The sequence below is a fragment of the Massilia sp. YIM B02763 genome (genome assembly GCF_030412015.1).
Classification (GTDB): Bacteria; Pseudomonadota; Gammaproteobacteria; order Burkholderiales; family Burkholderiaceae_D; genus Telluria.
Map to the genome: position 1 here is coordinate 1 of NZ_JASNRD010000045.1, position 12531 is coordinate 12531.

Annotated in this window: 14 protein-coding genes and 1 tRNA gene; 6 read left to right on the top strand and 9 right to left on the bottom strand. The window is 65.7% G+C overall.

What is annotated here, in order from left to right; genetic code table 11:
• Positions 1–104: 104 nt before the first annotated feature.
• Positions 105–527, bottom strand: a complete 423-nt coding sequence (locus tag QPK32_RS26205) for a T6SS immunity protein Tdi1 domain-containing protein (RefSeq protein WP_290415717.1) — start codon at positions 525–527, stop codon at positions 105–107.
• A gap of 166 nt (positions 528–693) precedes the next feature.
• Positions 694–770: transfer RNA gene (locus QPK32_RS26210), tRNA-Met, on the bottom strand.
• 269 nt (positions 771–1039) lie between these two features.
• Here QPK32_RS26210 and QPK32_RS26215 point away from each other — a divergent pair.
• The 5 genes from QPK32_RS26215 (at position 1040) to QPK32_RS26235 (ending at position 5456) form a co-directional block, all read left to right on the top strand.
• A complete protein-coding gene (locus tag QPK32_RS26215) occupies positions 1040–1627 on the top strand; it encodes an NUDIX hydrolase (protein ID WP_290415718.1) in 588 nt (195 codons plus the stop codon).
• A gap of 22 nt (positions 1628–1649) precedes the next feature.
• A complete protein-coding gene (aat, locus tag QPK32_RS26220) occupies positions 1650–2372 on the top strand; it encodes a leucyl/phenylalanyl-tRNA--protein transferase (protein WP_290415719.1) in 723 nt (240 codons plus the stop codon).
• Positions 2373–2430: 58 nt separating this feature from the next.
• Complete coding sequence (locus tag QPK32_RS26225) at positions 2431–3159, top strand: arginyltransferase (protein WP_290415720.1); 729 nt, start codon at positions 2431–2433, stop codon at positions 3157–3159.
• Positions 3160–3262: 103 nt separating this feature from the next.
• Positions 3263–4300: a quinone-dependent dihydroorotate dehydrogenase gene (locus QPK32_RS26230; protein WP_290415721.1), complete on the top strand. Its 1038-nt coding sequence runs from the start codon at positions 3263–3265 to the stop codon at positions 4298–4300.
• 109 nt (positions 4301–4409) lie between these two features.
• Positions 4410–5456, top strand: coding sequence for an aldo/keto reductase (locus QPK32_RS26235; RefSeq protein WP_290415722.1), 1047 nt, complete (start codon positions 4410–4412; stop codon positions 5454–5456).
• Positions 5457–5575: 119 nt separating this feature from the next.
• On the opposite strand, the gene QPK32_RS26240 is transcribed toward QPK32_RS26235, so the two are convergent.
• The 7 genes from QPK32_RS26240 to QPK32_RS26270 form a co-directional block, all read right to left on the bottom strand.
• Positions 5576–6508, bottom strand: coding sequence for a CysB family HTH-type transcriptional regulator (locus QPK32_RS26240; RefSeq protein ID WP_290415723.1), 933 nt, complete (start codon positions 6506–6508; stop codon positions 5576–5578).
• Complete coding sequence (locus tag QPK32_RS26245; protein WP_290415724.1) at positions 6505–7578, bottom strand: sulfate/molybdate ABC transporter ATP-binding protein; 1074 nt, start codon at positions 7576–7578, stop codon at positions 6505–6507. The genes QPK32_RS26240 and QPK32_RS26245 overlap by 4 nt, the downstream gene beginning before the upstream one ends.
• A gap of 3 nt (positions 7579–7581) precedes the next feature.
• Positions 7582–8481, bottom strand: a complete 900-nt coding sequence (cysW, locus tag QPK32_RS26250; RefSeq protein ID WP_290415725.1) for a sulfate ABC transporter permease subunit CysW — start codon at positions 8479–8481, stop codon at positions 7582–7584.
• Positions 8482–9327 carry a sulfate ABC transporter permease subunit CysT gene (cysT, locus tag QPK32_RS26255; RefSeq protein ID WP_290415726.1) on the bottom strand — a complete coding sequence of 282 codons (846 nt, stop codon included), beginning with the start codon at positions 9325–9327 and terminating at the stop codon, positions 8482–8484. It lies immediately after the preceding gene.
• Positions 9328–9487: 160 nt separating this feature from the next.
• Positions 9488–10261: a sulfite exporter TauE/SafE family protein gene (locus QPK32_RS26260; protein WP_290415727.1), complete on the bottom strand. Its 774-nt coding sequence runs from the start codon at positions 10259–10261 to the stop codon at positions 9488–9490.
• A gap of 206 nt (positions 10262–10467) precedes the next feature.
• A complete protein-coding gene (locus QPK32_RS26265) occupies positions 10468–11106 on the bottom strand; it encodes a peroxiredoxin (RefSeq protein ID WP_290415728.1) in 639 nt (212 codons plus the stop codon).
• Positions 11107–11127: 21 nt separating this feature from the next.
• Positions 11128–11514, bottom strand: coding sequence for a diacylglycerol kinase (locus tag QPK32_RS26270; RefSeq protein ID WP_290415729.1), 387 nt, complete (start codon positions 11512–11514; stop codon positions 11128–11130).
• 139 nt (positions 11515–11653) lie between these two features.
• On the opposite strand from QPK32_RS26270, the gene QPK32_RS26275 reads away from it, so the two are divergent.
• A complete protein-coding gene (locus tag QPK32_RS26275) occupies positions 11654–12439 on the top strand; it encodes an IclR family transcriptional regulator (protein ID WP_290415730.1) in 786 nt (261 codons plus the stop codon).
• Positions 12440–12531: the final 92 nt, after the last annotated feature.

A 12531-nucleotide genomic window follows, 5' to 3' on the forward strand; every position in this document is an offset into this window, starting at 1 on the left:
CAACTCAATCAAGATACAAGGGTGGGCACCACGTGCCCACCGGGCGCTGACGTGACGCGAGCATCTGGTGGGCACATGGTGCCCACCCTACGATTGGCTCCCGGTCACGCATTACAGCGCGGCAGTCCATCGAATTGCTGCGCCCCTTCGCCGGAAAAACGGATCAGCTCGGACAAGGGCACCGTCGCCAGGTTGTCGCGCCCGTAGTGGCCGCCCAGGGCACTAGGAATCTTGAGGCAGTACTTGCGTCCCGCCGCCAGCGGTCCCAGCGTGGATTCGGCCAGGCGCACCAGTTCCGGCATGTACCAGTCGTCCAGGAATTCCTGGTTGTACGACAGCGCATCGAGGGCGGCGCGGTCCTCGGCCACGGGTTCGCAACACAGGTCTTCGGGCGACAGGCGCCAGTACATCCCGTCCTCGTCGCGGATGATCAGGTTGCCGAAGGCGTTCTCGCCCAATACCTCGACGGCATTCAGGCCGACCCAGCCCCACGCTTCATTGATGTCTTCCACGGTAATCATCGTCATGCTCCGCAAGAAAAGCCGGCAGCGCAGCCGGTACTTCTTCGACCGGCCTGGACGGCAACGGTTGCGGCGATGCGGAGGGAGATTGCGACGCGTCGAGTCCGCCATGAGCGGCGGGCTGAAAATGGAAAAGCCGTTGATCCTGGACAGGTATCAACGGCTTCGAATCTGGTTGCGGGGACAGGATTTGAACCTGTGACCTTCGGGTTATGAGCCCGACGAGCTGCCAGACTGCTCCACCCCGCGTCTGATGCTTCGCATTATACGCACCTTGCACCCTTTTGGCAATGGCAGTGCATTTTTGGGGAGATCAGCGGCATAAGCTGCCCGCCTGCGCAGGACGCCGNTGCTTCGCATTATACGCACCTTGCACCCTTTTGGCAATGGCAGTGCATTTTTGGGGAGATCAGCGGCATAAGCTGCCCGCCTGCGCAGGACGCCGCGCGCGCCGATTGCGGTACAGCAGGGCGAGACGGTGGTAAAGTAAGGGCAACATTCAACCTGCGTTTTATTCCATGAAATTCTGCTCCGAGTGCGCCCATCCGGTCACGGTGGCCATCCCCGAAGGCGACAACCGGCCGCGCTACGTGTGCACCCATTGCGGCACCATCCATTACCAGAACCCGAAGCTCGTGATCGGCTCGATCCCCGTCTGGGAGGCCGACGGCGAACTGAAGGTCTTGCTGTGCAAGCGCGCCATCGAGCCGCGCCACGGCTACTGGACGCTGCCTGCGGGCTTCATGGAAAACGAGGAGACGACGGAGGAAGCGGCCGTGCGCGAGACCGAGGAGGAAGCCGGCGCCAACGTCGCGCTGGGTCCGCTGTTCACGCTGCTGAACGTGGCCCACGTGCACCAGGTGCACCTGTTCTACCTGGCGCGCCTCGTCGACCTCGACTACGCGCCCGGCATCGAAAGCCTGGACGTGCAATTGTTTGCGGAAAAAGATATCCCCTGGGACGATCTCGCCTTCCCCACCATCCGCACGACGCTCGACTATTTCTTCGCCGACCGCGCCCGCATCCGCGCGGGCCGGCAGGACGGCTACGGCTTCCACACGCAGGACATCACGCGCCCCATGCGCGCGCCCGTGCAGCCGGATTGAACCCTCACCATCGGACCGCACCATGATCCCCTGGCTCGAGGCAAACACCCCCTTCCCCGACGTCTCCGAGGCGCTGACCAGCGACGCGCCCGGCCTGCTGGCGGCCGGCGCCGACCTGTCGCCGCAGCGCCTGCTGCAGGCCTATCGCAACGGCATCTTCCCGTGGTTTTCCGAAGGCCAGCCGATCCTGTGGTGGAGCACCGACCCGCGCATGGTGCTGTACACGGACCGCTTCAAGGTCAGCGACAGCCTGAAAAAGACGCTCAAGAAGGTCGAGCGCTCGCGCCTGGAGGGCGGACGATGGGACGTGCGCTTCGATTCCGCCTTCGAGGACGTGATGCGCGCCTGCGCCGCGCCGCGCAAGGACGGCCCCGGCACCTGGATCTCGGAAGACATCATCGCCGGCTATACGGGCCTGCACGCGATGGGCCATGCCCACTCGTCCGAGGTCTGGCTGGACGGCGAACTGGTCGGCGGGGCCTACGGCGTCTCGATCGGGCGCATGTTCTACGGCGAATCGATGTTCGCGCGGGTCTCGGATGCGTCCAAGGTGGCGCTGGCCTACCTGGTGGCCTTTCTGCGCGGCCATGGCGTACACATGCTCGACTGCCAGCAGGAGACCGGCCACCTGGCCTCGCTCGGGGCCGTCCCCATCGCGCGCCGTGAATTCCTGGCCCACCTGCGCCAGGCCATCGCCGAACCGCAGATCGCACGGTGGGAAGTCGCGTCACCGTTGACCACCTAACGGTGCGCGCCGGCGTCTTTGGCTACAATGGCGTCAAACGTCGTCTCGAGAGCATTGCATGACGCACCTAAATGACCTGCCATTTTCCACGCTGCAGTTCTATACCACGGCACCCTATCCCTGCAGCTACCTCGACGCGCGCCAGGCGCGCTCGCAGGTCGCCACGCCGTCGCACCTGATCAACGCGGACGTCTATTCGGAACTGGTACGCAACGGCTTTCGCCGCAGCGGCATCTTTACCTACCGTCCGTATTGCGACGGCTGCCGCGCCTGCATCCCGGTCCGGGTGGCGGCCGACCAGTTCGCGCCCAACCGCAGCCAGCGCCGCGCCTGGAAGCGCCACGGCGACCTGGCCGCCATGGTCGCCAACCTGTCGTTCTCGGACGAGCACTATGCGCTGTACCTGCGCTACCAGACCACGCGCCACGTGGGCGGCGGCATGGACCAGGACAGCCGCGACCAGTACGCCCAGTTCCTGCTGCAAAGCCGCGTCAATACGCGCCTGGTGGAATTCCGCGAACCGGACGGGACGCTGCGCATGGTCTCCATCATCGACGTGCTGTCGGACGGCCTGTCCTCCGTTTACACCTTCTTCGACCCGGACGTTGAAGGCGCCTCGTACGGCACCTACAACGTGATGTGGCAGATCGGCCAGGCGCGCGAGCTGGGCCTGCCCTACGTCTACCTGGGCTACTGGATCGAGCAGAGCCCGAAGATGGCGTACAAGATCAATTTCAAGCCGCTGGAAGCGCGCATCGACGGGGAGTGGGGCGTACTCGACCGGTAACAGTGTGGTGGAATGGTATGGCGAACGCCATATGATGCAATCGTGAAATATGCGGCAGAGCAGCAACGCAAGGTAAAATGTCGCGACTTCACGATGGAATACTATGTCCGACACACTCTTGTACGCCCTCGCCCGCCCGCTGCTGTTTGCACTCGATCCTGAAACGGCCCACAACGTCACCCTCCCCGGCCTCGTCAAGGCGCAGCGCCTGGGGTTGACGGCACTGGTGCGCAAGCCGAAGCCCGACCCGCGCACGGTCATGGGCATCACCTTCCCGAACCCCGTCGGCCTGGCGGCCGGCCTGGACAAGGACGGCAGGTATATCGACGGCCTGGCGGCGCTGGGCTTCGGCTCGATCGAGATCGGCACCGTGACGCCGCGCGCCCAGCCCGGCAACCCGCGCCCGCGCATGTTCCGCCTGCCGGCGGCCAGGGGCATCATCAACCGCATGGGCTTCAACAACGGCGGCGTCGACGCCTTCGTCGCCAACGTCCAGGCCTCGCGCTTCTACCAGGAGCGCCAGGGCGTGCTGGGCCTGAACATCGGCAAGAACGCCGACACGCCGATCGAGCGCGCCGCCGACGACTACCTGGAATGCCTGCGCAAGGTCTACCCCTACGCCAGCTACGTCACGGTGAACATCTCGTCGCCGAACACGAAGAACCTGCGCCAGCTGCAGGGCGCGTCCGAACTGGATTCCCTGCTCGCGCAGCTGAAGGGCGAGCAATCGCGCCTGGCCGACCAGCACGGCCGCTACGTGCCGCTGGCGCTGAAGATCGCCCCGGACGTCGACGGCGACCAGATCCGCAACATCGGCGCCGCGCTGATCCGCCACGGCATCGACGGCGTGATCGCCACCAACACCACGCTGAACCGCCGCGACGTCGAGGGCATGCGCCACGCGAACGAACAGGGCGGCCTGTCGGGCGCGCCCGTGTTCGACCTGTCGAACATCGTGATCCGCGCGCTGAAGAAGGAAGTGGGCGACGCCGTGCCCATCATCGGCGTGGGCGGTATCCTGCGCGGGCGCGACGCCAAGGCCAAGATCGATGCGGGCGCCTCGCTCGTGCAGCTGTACAGCGGCCTCATTTACCGCGGTCCGGCGCTGGTGCGCGAATGCGCGGACGCGCTGCGCGAGTAAAACATTGCATCGTCGCCCCTGCGCAGGCGGGGCCCAGTTTTGTTCGTTGCACGCGAACTTGGGCCCCTGCCTGCGCAGGGGGGACGGTGTTTAGCGAATAAGGATTGTCATGAAAATGCACCGACTGGGTAAAACCGATCTTCTCGTATCCCGCATCTGCCTGGGCACCATGACCTTCGGCGAACAGAACACGGAAGCCGATGCGCATGCCCAGCTGGACTATGCCCTGGAGCGCGGCATCAACTTCATCGACACGGCCGAGATGTATCCGGTGCCGCCCAGCGCCGGCACGCAAGGCGCGACGGAACGCTTCATCGGCACCTGGCTGAAAAAGACGGGCAAGCGCCACGACATCGTGCTGGCCACCAAGGCCGCCGGCCCGAACGCGAACCAGACCTGGATCCGCGGCGGCCGCCACAACCTGGACCCGGCGAACATCCGCGCCGCCCTCGACGCCAGCCTGCAGCGCCTGCAGACGGACCACGTCGATTTGTACCAGCTGCACTGGCCGAGCCGTAACGTGCCCATCTTCGGCGCCAACAGCTTCGAGCCGAAGAAGGAGCGCAATAGCGTGCCGATCGAGGACACGCTGGGCGCGCTGGACGACCTCGTCAAGGCCGGCAAGATCCGCCACGTGGGCGTGTCGAACGAGAGCCCGTGGGGCGTGTGCGAATACGTCAAGCAGTCCGAGACGAAGGGCCTGCCGCGCATCGCCACCATCCAGAACCTGTACAACCTGACGGCGCGTGCGTTCGAGACGACGCTGCTGGACGAGGTGTGCTACCGCGAGGACGTGAGCCTGCTGGCCTACAGTCCCCTCGCCTTCGGCCAGCTCAGCGCCAAGTACGTCGACGACCCGCAGGCCGTCGGCCGCCTGACGATCTACCCGCCGACCTGGAGCCCGCGCTACCTGCGGCCGATGGTGGTGGAAGCGACGAAGGAATACGCGGCGCTGGCGCGCGCCAACGGCATGACGCCGGCCCAGATGGCGCTGGCGTGGTGCTATTCGCGCTGGTTCGTGGCGTCGACGATCATCGGGGCGACCACGCTGGCGCAGCTGAAGGAGAATATCGATGCGGAGAGCATCGTGCTATCGGACGAGGTGGTGAAGGCGATCGATGGGATTCATGCGCGGTACACGAATCCCGGGCAGTAAATTTAAAAACCGTTAGCCCCAAAACCGTCGTCCCTGCGAAGGCAGGGACCCAAGCTCTGCGCGCGTTTCGGTAACGTCGGCAAAATTGGGTCCCTGCCTTCGCAGGGACGACGTTGTCTCTACTCCACCGCCGCCGCCTGCAAGGCCTTCTCCACATCCGCCTTCGTATACCCCTGCGCAAACCGCTCGATGAAATCGAAGGCGTACGCGCGCAGGTAGGCGCCGCGGCGCACGGCCAGGCGCGTCACGTTGGGCGCGAACAGGTGCGACGATTCGATCGCGCGCAGCCCGCGGTCGCGTCCATGGTCGAAGGCCATCGAGGCGACGATGCCCACGCCCAGCCCCAGCGACACGTACTGCTTGATCACGTCGGAATCCATCGCCGTCAGCACGATGTCCGGGCTCACGCCGGCCGCGGCGAAGGCGGCGTCGATGTGGCTGCGGCCCGTGAAGCCGACGTCGTAGGTGATGAGCGGGTACTCGGCCAGGTCGGACAGTTTCAACGGCGTGTGCGCCAGCAGCGGATGGCCGTCCGGCACCACCACCACGTGGCTCCAGCGGTAGCACGGGAAGGAGACGAGGTCCGGGAAGGTCGACAGGCCCTCGGTGGCGATGCCGATGTCGGCGCGGCCGGACAGCACCCATTCGGCGATGTGTTCCGGCGCGCTCTGCTGCAGGGCGATGCGCACGCCCGGATACGCCGTGCGGAAGGCCTGCACCACCTGCGGCAGCGCATAGCGCGCCTGCGTGTGGGTGACGGCCACGCGCAGCGTGCCGCTGTCCTGGCCCGCGTATTCCGTGCTGGCCTGCTGCAGGTTTTCCGCTTCCACCAGCAGGCGTTCGATGATCTTCAGGATGCCCTTGCCCGGATCGGTCAGGCCCGTCAGGCGCTTGCCGTTGCGCTCGAAGATGACGACGCCGAGCTCGTCCTCCAGTTCGCGGATCTGGCGCGACACGCCGGGCTGCGAGGTGAACAGCGCGTTCGCCACGTCGGTCAGGTTGAAGTTGCGGCGCGCGGCCTCGCGCACGGAACGCAGCTGCTGGAAATTCATGCCCCCTCCTCTTCGTCGACGAATACGTGCATGCGCTTGGGTTTCACCAGCAGCGTGTCGCCGTCCTTCAGCGACAGCTCGCGATAGCGCTCGTTCGGGATCACGGCCTCGATGATCTCGGCCGTGTCGGCGCGTTCGAGGTCGAGCTGGGCCAAGGGGCCGATCGCATGGGCGCGGCGCAGCTTGACGGCCACGCCCTCGCCGCCGGCCACATAGTGTTCGACGTCCAGGTCGTGCGGCCGCACGTAGGCGATGCCCGCGCCGTTCTTCACGCCGGCGTGCTGGGGCGTGCGGAAGGTGGCGTCGCCGCTGGCCAGCACGCCGTCCTGCACGCGGCCGTGGAACAGGTTGACGTTGCCCAGGAAGCCGTACACGAACGGCGACGCGGGCTGGTTGTAGACCTGGTCCGGGGTGCCCAGCTGCTCGACGCGGCCCTTGTTCATCAGGACCACCTGGTCGGCCACTTCGAGCGCTTCTTCCTGGTCGTGGGTTACGAAGATCGAGGTCACGTGCAGCTCGTCGTGCAGCTGGCGCAGCCAGCGCCGCAATTCCTTGCGCACCTTGGCGTCGAGCGCGCCGAACGGCTCGTCCAGCAGCAGCACGCGCGGCTCCACGGCCAGCGCGCGCGCCAGGGCGATGCGCTGGCGCTGGCCGCCGGAGAGCTGCGGCGGATAGCGGTCGGCGATCCAGTCCAGCTGCACGAGCTCCAGCAGCTTCTTCACTTTCTCGCGGATCTGCGCCTCGCTGGGCCGCTCGCGCCGCGGTTTTACACGCAAGCCGAAGGCGACGTTCTCGAACACGGTCATGTGCTTGAACAGCGCGTAGTGCTGGAACACGAAACCGACCTGGCGCTCGCGCACATGGCGGTTCGACGCGTCGTCGCTATCGAGCAGCACGCGGCCCGCGTCCGGGAATTCCAGGCCGGCGATGATGCGCAGCAGCGTGGTCTTGCCGCAGCCCGAAGGCCCCAGCAGCGCGGTCAGCTCGCCGTCGGCGAACTGCAGCGAGACGTCGTCCAGGGCCGTGAACTGGCCGAACTGTTTGCGGATGTGTTGGACTTCGATCGTCATGATTTATTCTTCCAGGGTGGTGGCCTTCGCGGCCTGGTGCATGCGCCATTCGATGAAGGTCTTGACGGCCAGCGTCACCAGCGCCAGCAGCGCGAGCAGCGACGCGATCGCGAAGGCGGCCGTGAAGTTGTATTCGTTGTAGAGGATCTCGACCTGCAGCGGCATCGTGTTGGTCTCGCCGCGGATATGGCCCGACACCACCGAGACGGCGCCGAACTCGCCCATCGCGCGGGCATTACACAGGATCACGCCGTACAGCAGCCCCCACTTGATGTTGGGGAGCGTCACGCGCCGGAACGTCGACCAGCCGGAAGCGCCCAGCACCAGCGCCGCCTCTTCCTCCTCGCTGCCCTGGGCCTGCATCAGCGGGATCAGTTCGCGCGCGACGAAGGGGAAGGTCACGAAGATCGTCGCCAGCACGATGCCGGGCACGGCGAACAGGATCTTGACGTCGTGGTCCATCAGCCACGGGCCGAACCAGCCCTGGGCGCCGAACAGCAGCACGTAGATCAAGCCCGCGATCACGGGCGAGACGGAGAACGGCAGGTCGATCAGCGTGATCAGGAGGCTCTTGCCGCGGAAGTCGAACTTGGCGATGGCCCAGGCGGCGGCCACGCCGAACACGAGGTTCAGCGGCACGGCGATGACGGCCGCGATGAAGGTCAGCTTGATCGCCGCCAGCGCGTCCGGATCCAGAACGGCGTCCTTGTAGGTGCTCCAGCCGTGCTTGAGCGCCTCGGCGAACACGGCCACGAGGGGCACGAACAGGAACAACGTGAGGAACAGCAGCGCGACGGCGATCAGCGCATGGCGCACCCAGGCCGGCTCCAGCGTGTTGGCGGCGCGGCGCGGGGCCTGCGCGGCGGCGGCGTCCTTGACGGCGCGATCGAGAACGGCACTCATTTATTTCCCCGCACGCTTGCGCGTCCAGGCCTGCAACAGGTTGATGGCAAACAGGAGGACGAAGGACACGACCAGCATCACGACGGCGATCGCGGTGGCGCCCGTATAGTCGTACTGCTCCAGCTTGGTGATGATGAACAGCGGCGTGATCTCCGAGACCATCGGCATGTTCCCGGCGATGAAGATGACGGAGCCGTACTCGCCGGCGGCGCGCGCGAACGCGAGCGCGAAGCCCGTCAGCAGGGCCGGCACGATGCTCGGCAGGATCACGCGCACGAAGGTCTGCCACGGGCTCGCGCCCAGGCTGGCGGCCGCTTCCTCGAGCTCGCGCTCGGCGTCTTCCAGCACCGGCTGCACGGTGCGCACGACGAACGGGAGGCCGATGAAGGTCAGCGCGACGACGACGCCCAGCGGCGTGAACGCGACCTTGATGCCGACCTTGTCCAGGTATTGGCCGATCCAGCCGTTGGTCGAGTACAGGGCGGTGAGCGTGATGCCGGCGACGGCCGTCGGCAGCGCGAACGGCAGGTCGACCAGCGCGTCGACGAAGCGCTTGCCCGGGAAGCTGTAGCGCACCAGCACCCAGGCGACGATGCCGCCGAACACGACGTTGATGGCGGCGCCCAGCAGCGCGGCACCGAAGCTCAGGCGGTAGGACGCCATCACGCGTTCGGACGTGACGGCCGTCCAGAACGCATCCCAGCTCATCGTGAACGTCTTCAGGAAGATCGCCGACAGCGGGATCAGCACGAGCAGCGCCAAGTAGAACAGCGTGAACCCGAGCGACAGGCCGAAGCCGGGAATGACCCGGTTCGCGCTGCTACGGGATTGCACCAGAGTATTCATTAGTCCGCCTTTATTACAATTTCTTCTAATAGCGACACATAATCGCATTGGAAACGCATATTGCAAACGAAGCAAAAATCATTTGCTTACAACCTGCATGTATTTGCAGCGCCAACGAAAAAGACGCCGCAGCGCCTCGTGTCGTCGGTAGACGTCCCACTCAATGGAGCAATTTCACCGCCACGCCCGCCAGCGTCATCGCCAGCAAGCCGCGCAGGAAGCGCTCCGGCACCGCCTTGGCCGCCCAGGAACCGAGCGTGATGCCGGGCAGCGAACCGATCAGCAGCGTCAGCAGCAGCATCCAGTCGATCGAGCCCAGCCACCAGTGGCCCACCGCCGCGATGGCCGTCAGCGGCACGGCGTAGGCGATGTCGGTGCCCGCCACTTCGGCCGGCTGCAGGCTCGGGTACAGCATGACGAGCAGCGTCGCGCCGATGGCGCCGGCGCCGATCGAGGACACGGTGACCAGCACGCCCAGCACGGCGCCCGCGGCGACGGTGGCCGCCACCAGGGAGCGTCCGCGCAACTGGCGCTGCGGATGGCGATGGATCCAGGCCAGCATGCGGCCGCGCAGCAGGATGGCGACGACGGTCAGCAGCACGGAGACGGCGATCGAATAGCGGATGACCTGGCCGATGGCCGCGTCCAGCGGCCCGAAGCGGTGCAGCGCGAGCGTGGCCAGCAGTGCGGCCGGCAAGGCGCCGGCGCACAGGCGGCCGACGATATGCCATTGCACGGTGCCGCGCACGCGGTGGGTAATGGTGCCGGCGCTCTTGGTGACGGAGGCGAATGCGAGGTCGGTACCGACGGCGACCGACGGGTTGACGCCGAACAGCAGCGTCAGGAGCGGCGTCATCAGCGAGCCGCCGCCGACGCCGGTCATGCCGACCAGCAGGCCGACGGCGAATCCCGACAGAATGTATGTAATGGACATGCGCTTACCCTTTGGAACGGCCAAGGGTAAGGCACCTCATCCGCGGGGCAAACGATAGCTTCCTTATTTGCTTATGCGGACTGTGAGACTCAGGTAGGGTGGACGGGTTTCCCGTCCACGCGCCCGACCATCGGCTGATGGATCGACACGCATGCCCTGGTTGGACGCGTGGACGGCGGAGCCGTCCACCCTACGCCGAACAAGTGTCACTTGTTCGGCTGCGGCGTCAGGCGCAGGTAAGGCTTGGGCGCGTTGAAGCCCTTCGGGTACTTCTGCTTGAGCTGCTCCGGATCCTGCACGGTCAGCGGGATGATGACGTCGTCGCCATCCTTCCAGTTGCCCGGCGTCGCGACGGTATAGCCGTCGGTCAGCTGCAGGGCGTCGATGACGCGCAGGACTTCGTCGAAGTTGCGGCCGGTGCTCATCGGGTAGGTGATCATCAGGCGCACCTTCTTGGCCGGGTCGATCACGAACAGCGAGCGCACGGTGGCCGTGGCCGACTGGTTCGGGTGGATCATGTCGTACAGTTCGGAGACGGTCTTGTCGGCGTCGGCGATGATCGGGAAGCCGACCACGGTCTGCTGGGTCTCCTCGATGTCCTTGATCCATTCGCCGTGCTTGTCGGCCGGGTCGACGGACAGCGCGATCGCCTTGACGTTGCGCTTGTCGAATTCCGGTTTTAGCTTGGCCGTCAGGCCCAGTTCGGTGGTGCAGACCGGCGTGAAGTCGGCCGGATGCGAGAACAGCACCACCCAGGAGTCGCCCGCCCAATCGTAGAAGCGGAGCTTGCCGATGGTGGAATCCTGTTCGAAGTCCGGCGCGGTGTCGCCAAGGCGTAAGGTCATCTTGATCTCCTTCAGGTGAGTTTAAAAGAACCGGTTGTACAACACGACGGCCCAGGTGGCGAGCGCGATCATGATGGCCAGTGCGACGGCGGCGCTGCCCAGGTCCTTGGCCGCCTTCGACAGCGGGTGGCGTTCCAGCGACACCCGGTCGACGACCGCCTCGATCGAGGCATTGATCAGTTCCACCAGCAGCACCAGGCCCAGCACGGCGATCAGCGCCAGCTTCTGGAAGGCCGAGATCTTCAGCAGCAGTGCCACGATCGCGGCCGGCACGGCGACCATCAGCTCCTGGCGGAACGCGTGTTCATGTTGCCAGGCCGCCTTGAAGCCATCGAAGGAATAACGGATGGCCGAAAAAATCCGCTTCAGGCCGCCTTTGCTCTTGAACTCGCTGCTCGGTAATTCCATGGTGCTCGCAATGCTGTACAGGACCGCCATTATGCCCACATAGCTTGACAGCCGCGCAACATGAATGTGCGTTGACGACCACTTTTTTTCACATTATGGTATAAACTGAAGAAATATACCGCACCGCACCAACCACATCATGAAACTGGAAACTCCCGAACCGGCCAAGACGTCGATCCAGGTCATCGAGCGCATGGTCGCCCTGCTCGACGTCCTGGCCAGCTACCCCGATCCGGTCAGCCTGAAGGAATTGTCGCGGGTATCCGGCCTGCATCCGTCGACGGCGCACCGGATCCTGAACGACATGGTGGTGACGCGCTTCGTCGACCGCGTCGAGCCCGGCACCTACCGCCTCGGCATGCGCCTGCTGGAACTGGGCAACGTGGTCAAGAGCCGGCTGTCGGTGCGCGAGGCGGCGCTCGACCTGATGCGCCTGCTGCACAACAAGACGCGCCAGACGGTCAACCTGTCGGTGCGCCAGGGCGACGAGATCGTCTACATCGACCGCGCGTTTTCCGAACGCTCCGGCATGCAGGTGGTGCGCGCCATCGGCGGACGCGGCCCGCTGCACCTGACCTCGACGGGCAAGCTGTTCCTGTCGATCGACGAACCGAAGACGATCCGCGCCTACGCCACCCGCACGGGACTGGCCGGCCACAACAAGAACTCGATCACCGACCTGGCGCGCCTGGAGCGCGAGCTGTCGCTGGTACGCGCGCGCGGCTATGCGCGCGACAACGAGGAACTGGAACTGGGCGTGCGCTGCATGGCGGCCGGCATCTACGACGACGGCGGCAAGCTGGTCGCGGGCCTGTCGATCTCGGCGCCGGCGGACCGCCTGCAGGAAGAATGGCTGGACGACCTGGTCGGCACCGCCTCGCAGATCTCGGCGACGCTGGGGCACCGGACGACGCCGGCGGTGTGATAGGCGACGGTGATGGTGGGCACGTGGTGCCCACCCTACGCCGTGGCGTGCCGTAGATACCGTCTTGCCTGTCAAGCTGCGAAAGCGTAATT

Coding starts and splice junctions, on each gene's coding strand:
- cysT (WP_290415726.1), bottom strand. CDS start 9,327: ATGAATACTCTGGTGCAATCCCGTAGCAGCGCGAACCGGGTCATTCCC.
- QPK32_RS26230 (WP_290415721.1), top strand. CDS start 3,263: ATGTCCGACACACTCTTGTACGCCCTCGCCCGCCCGCTGCTGTTTGCA.
- QPK32_RS26260 (WP_290415727.1), bottom strand. CDS start 10,261: ATGTCCATTACATACATTCTGTCGGGATTCGCCGTCGGCCTGCTGGTC.
- QPK32_RS26215 (WP_290415718.1), top strand. CDS start 1,040: ATGAAATTCTGCTCCGAGTGCGCCCATCCGGTCACGGTGGCCATCCCC.
- QPK32_RS26235 (WP_290415722.1), top strand. CDS start 4,410: ATGAAAATGCACCGACTGGGTAAAACCGATCTTCTCGTATCCCGCATC.
- QPK32_RS26265 (WP_290415728.1), bottom strand. CDS start 11,106: ATGACCTTACGCCTTGGCGACACCGCGCCGGACTTCGAACAGGATTCC.
- QPK32_RS26245 (WP_290415724.1), bottom strand. CDS start 7,578: ATGACGATCGAAGTCCAACACATCCGCAAACAGTTCGGCCAGTTCACG.
- QPK32_RS26205 (WP_290415717.1), bottom strand. CDS start 527: ATGACGATGATTACCGTGGAAGACATCAATGAAGCGTGGGGCTGGGTC.
- QPK32_RS26275 (WP_290415730.1), top strand. CDS start 11,654: ATGAAACTGGAAACTCCCGAACCGGCCAAGACGTCGATCCAGGTCATC.
- QPK32_RS26240 (WP_290415723.1), bottom strand. CDS start 6,508: ATGAATTTCCAGCAGCTGCGTTCCGTGCGCGAGGCCGCGCGCCGCAAC.
- cysW (WP_290415725.1), bottom strand. CDS start 8,481: ATGAGTGCCGTTCTCGATCGCGCCGTCAAGGACGCCGCCGCCGCGCAG.
- aat (WP_290415719.1), top strand. CDS start 1,650: ATGATCCCCTGGCTCGAGGCAAACACCCCCTTCCCCGACGTCTCCGAG.
- QPK32_RS26270 (WP_290415729.1), bottom strand. CDS start 11,514: ATGGAATTACCGAGCAGCGAGTTCAAGAGCAAAGGCGGCCTGAAGCGG.
- QPK32_RS26225 (WP_290415720.1), top strand. CDS start 2,431: ATGACGCACCTAAATGACCTGCCATTTTCCACGCTGCAGTTCTATACC.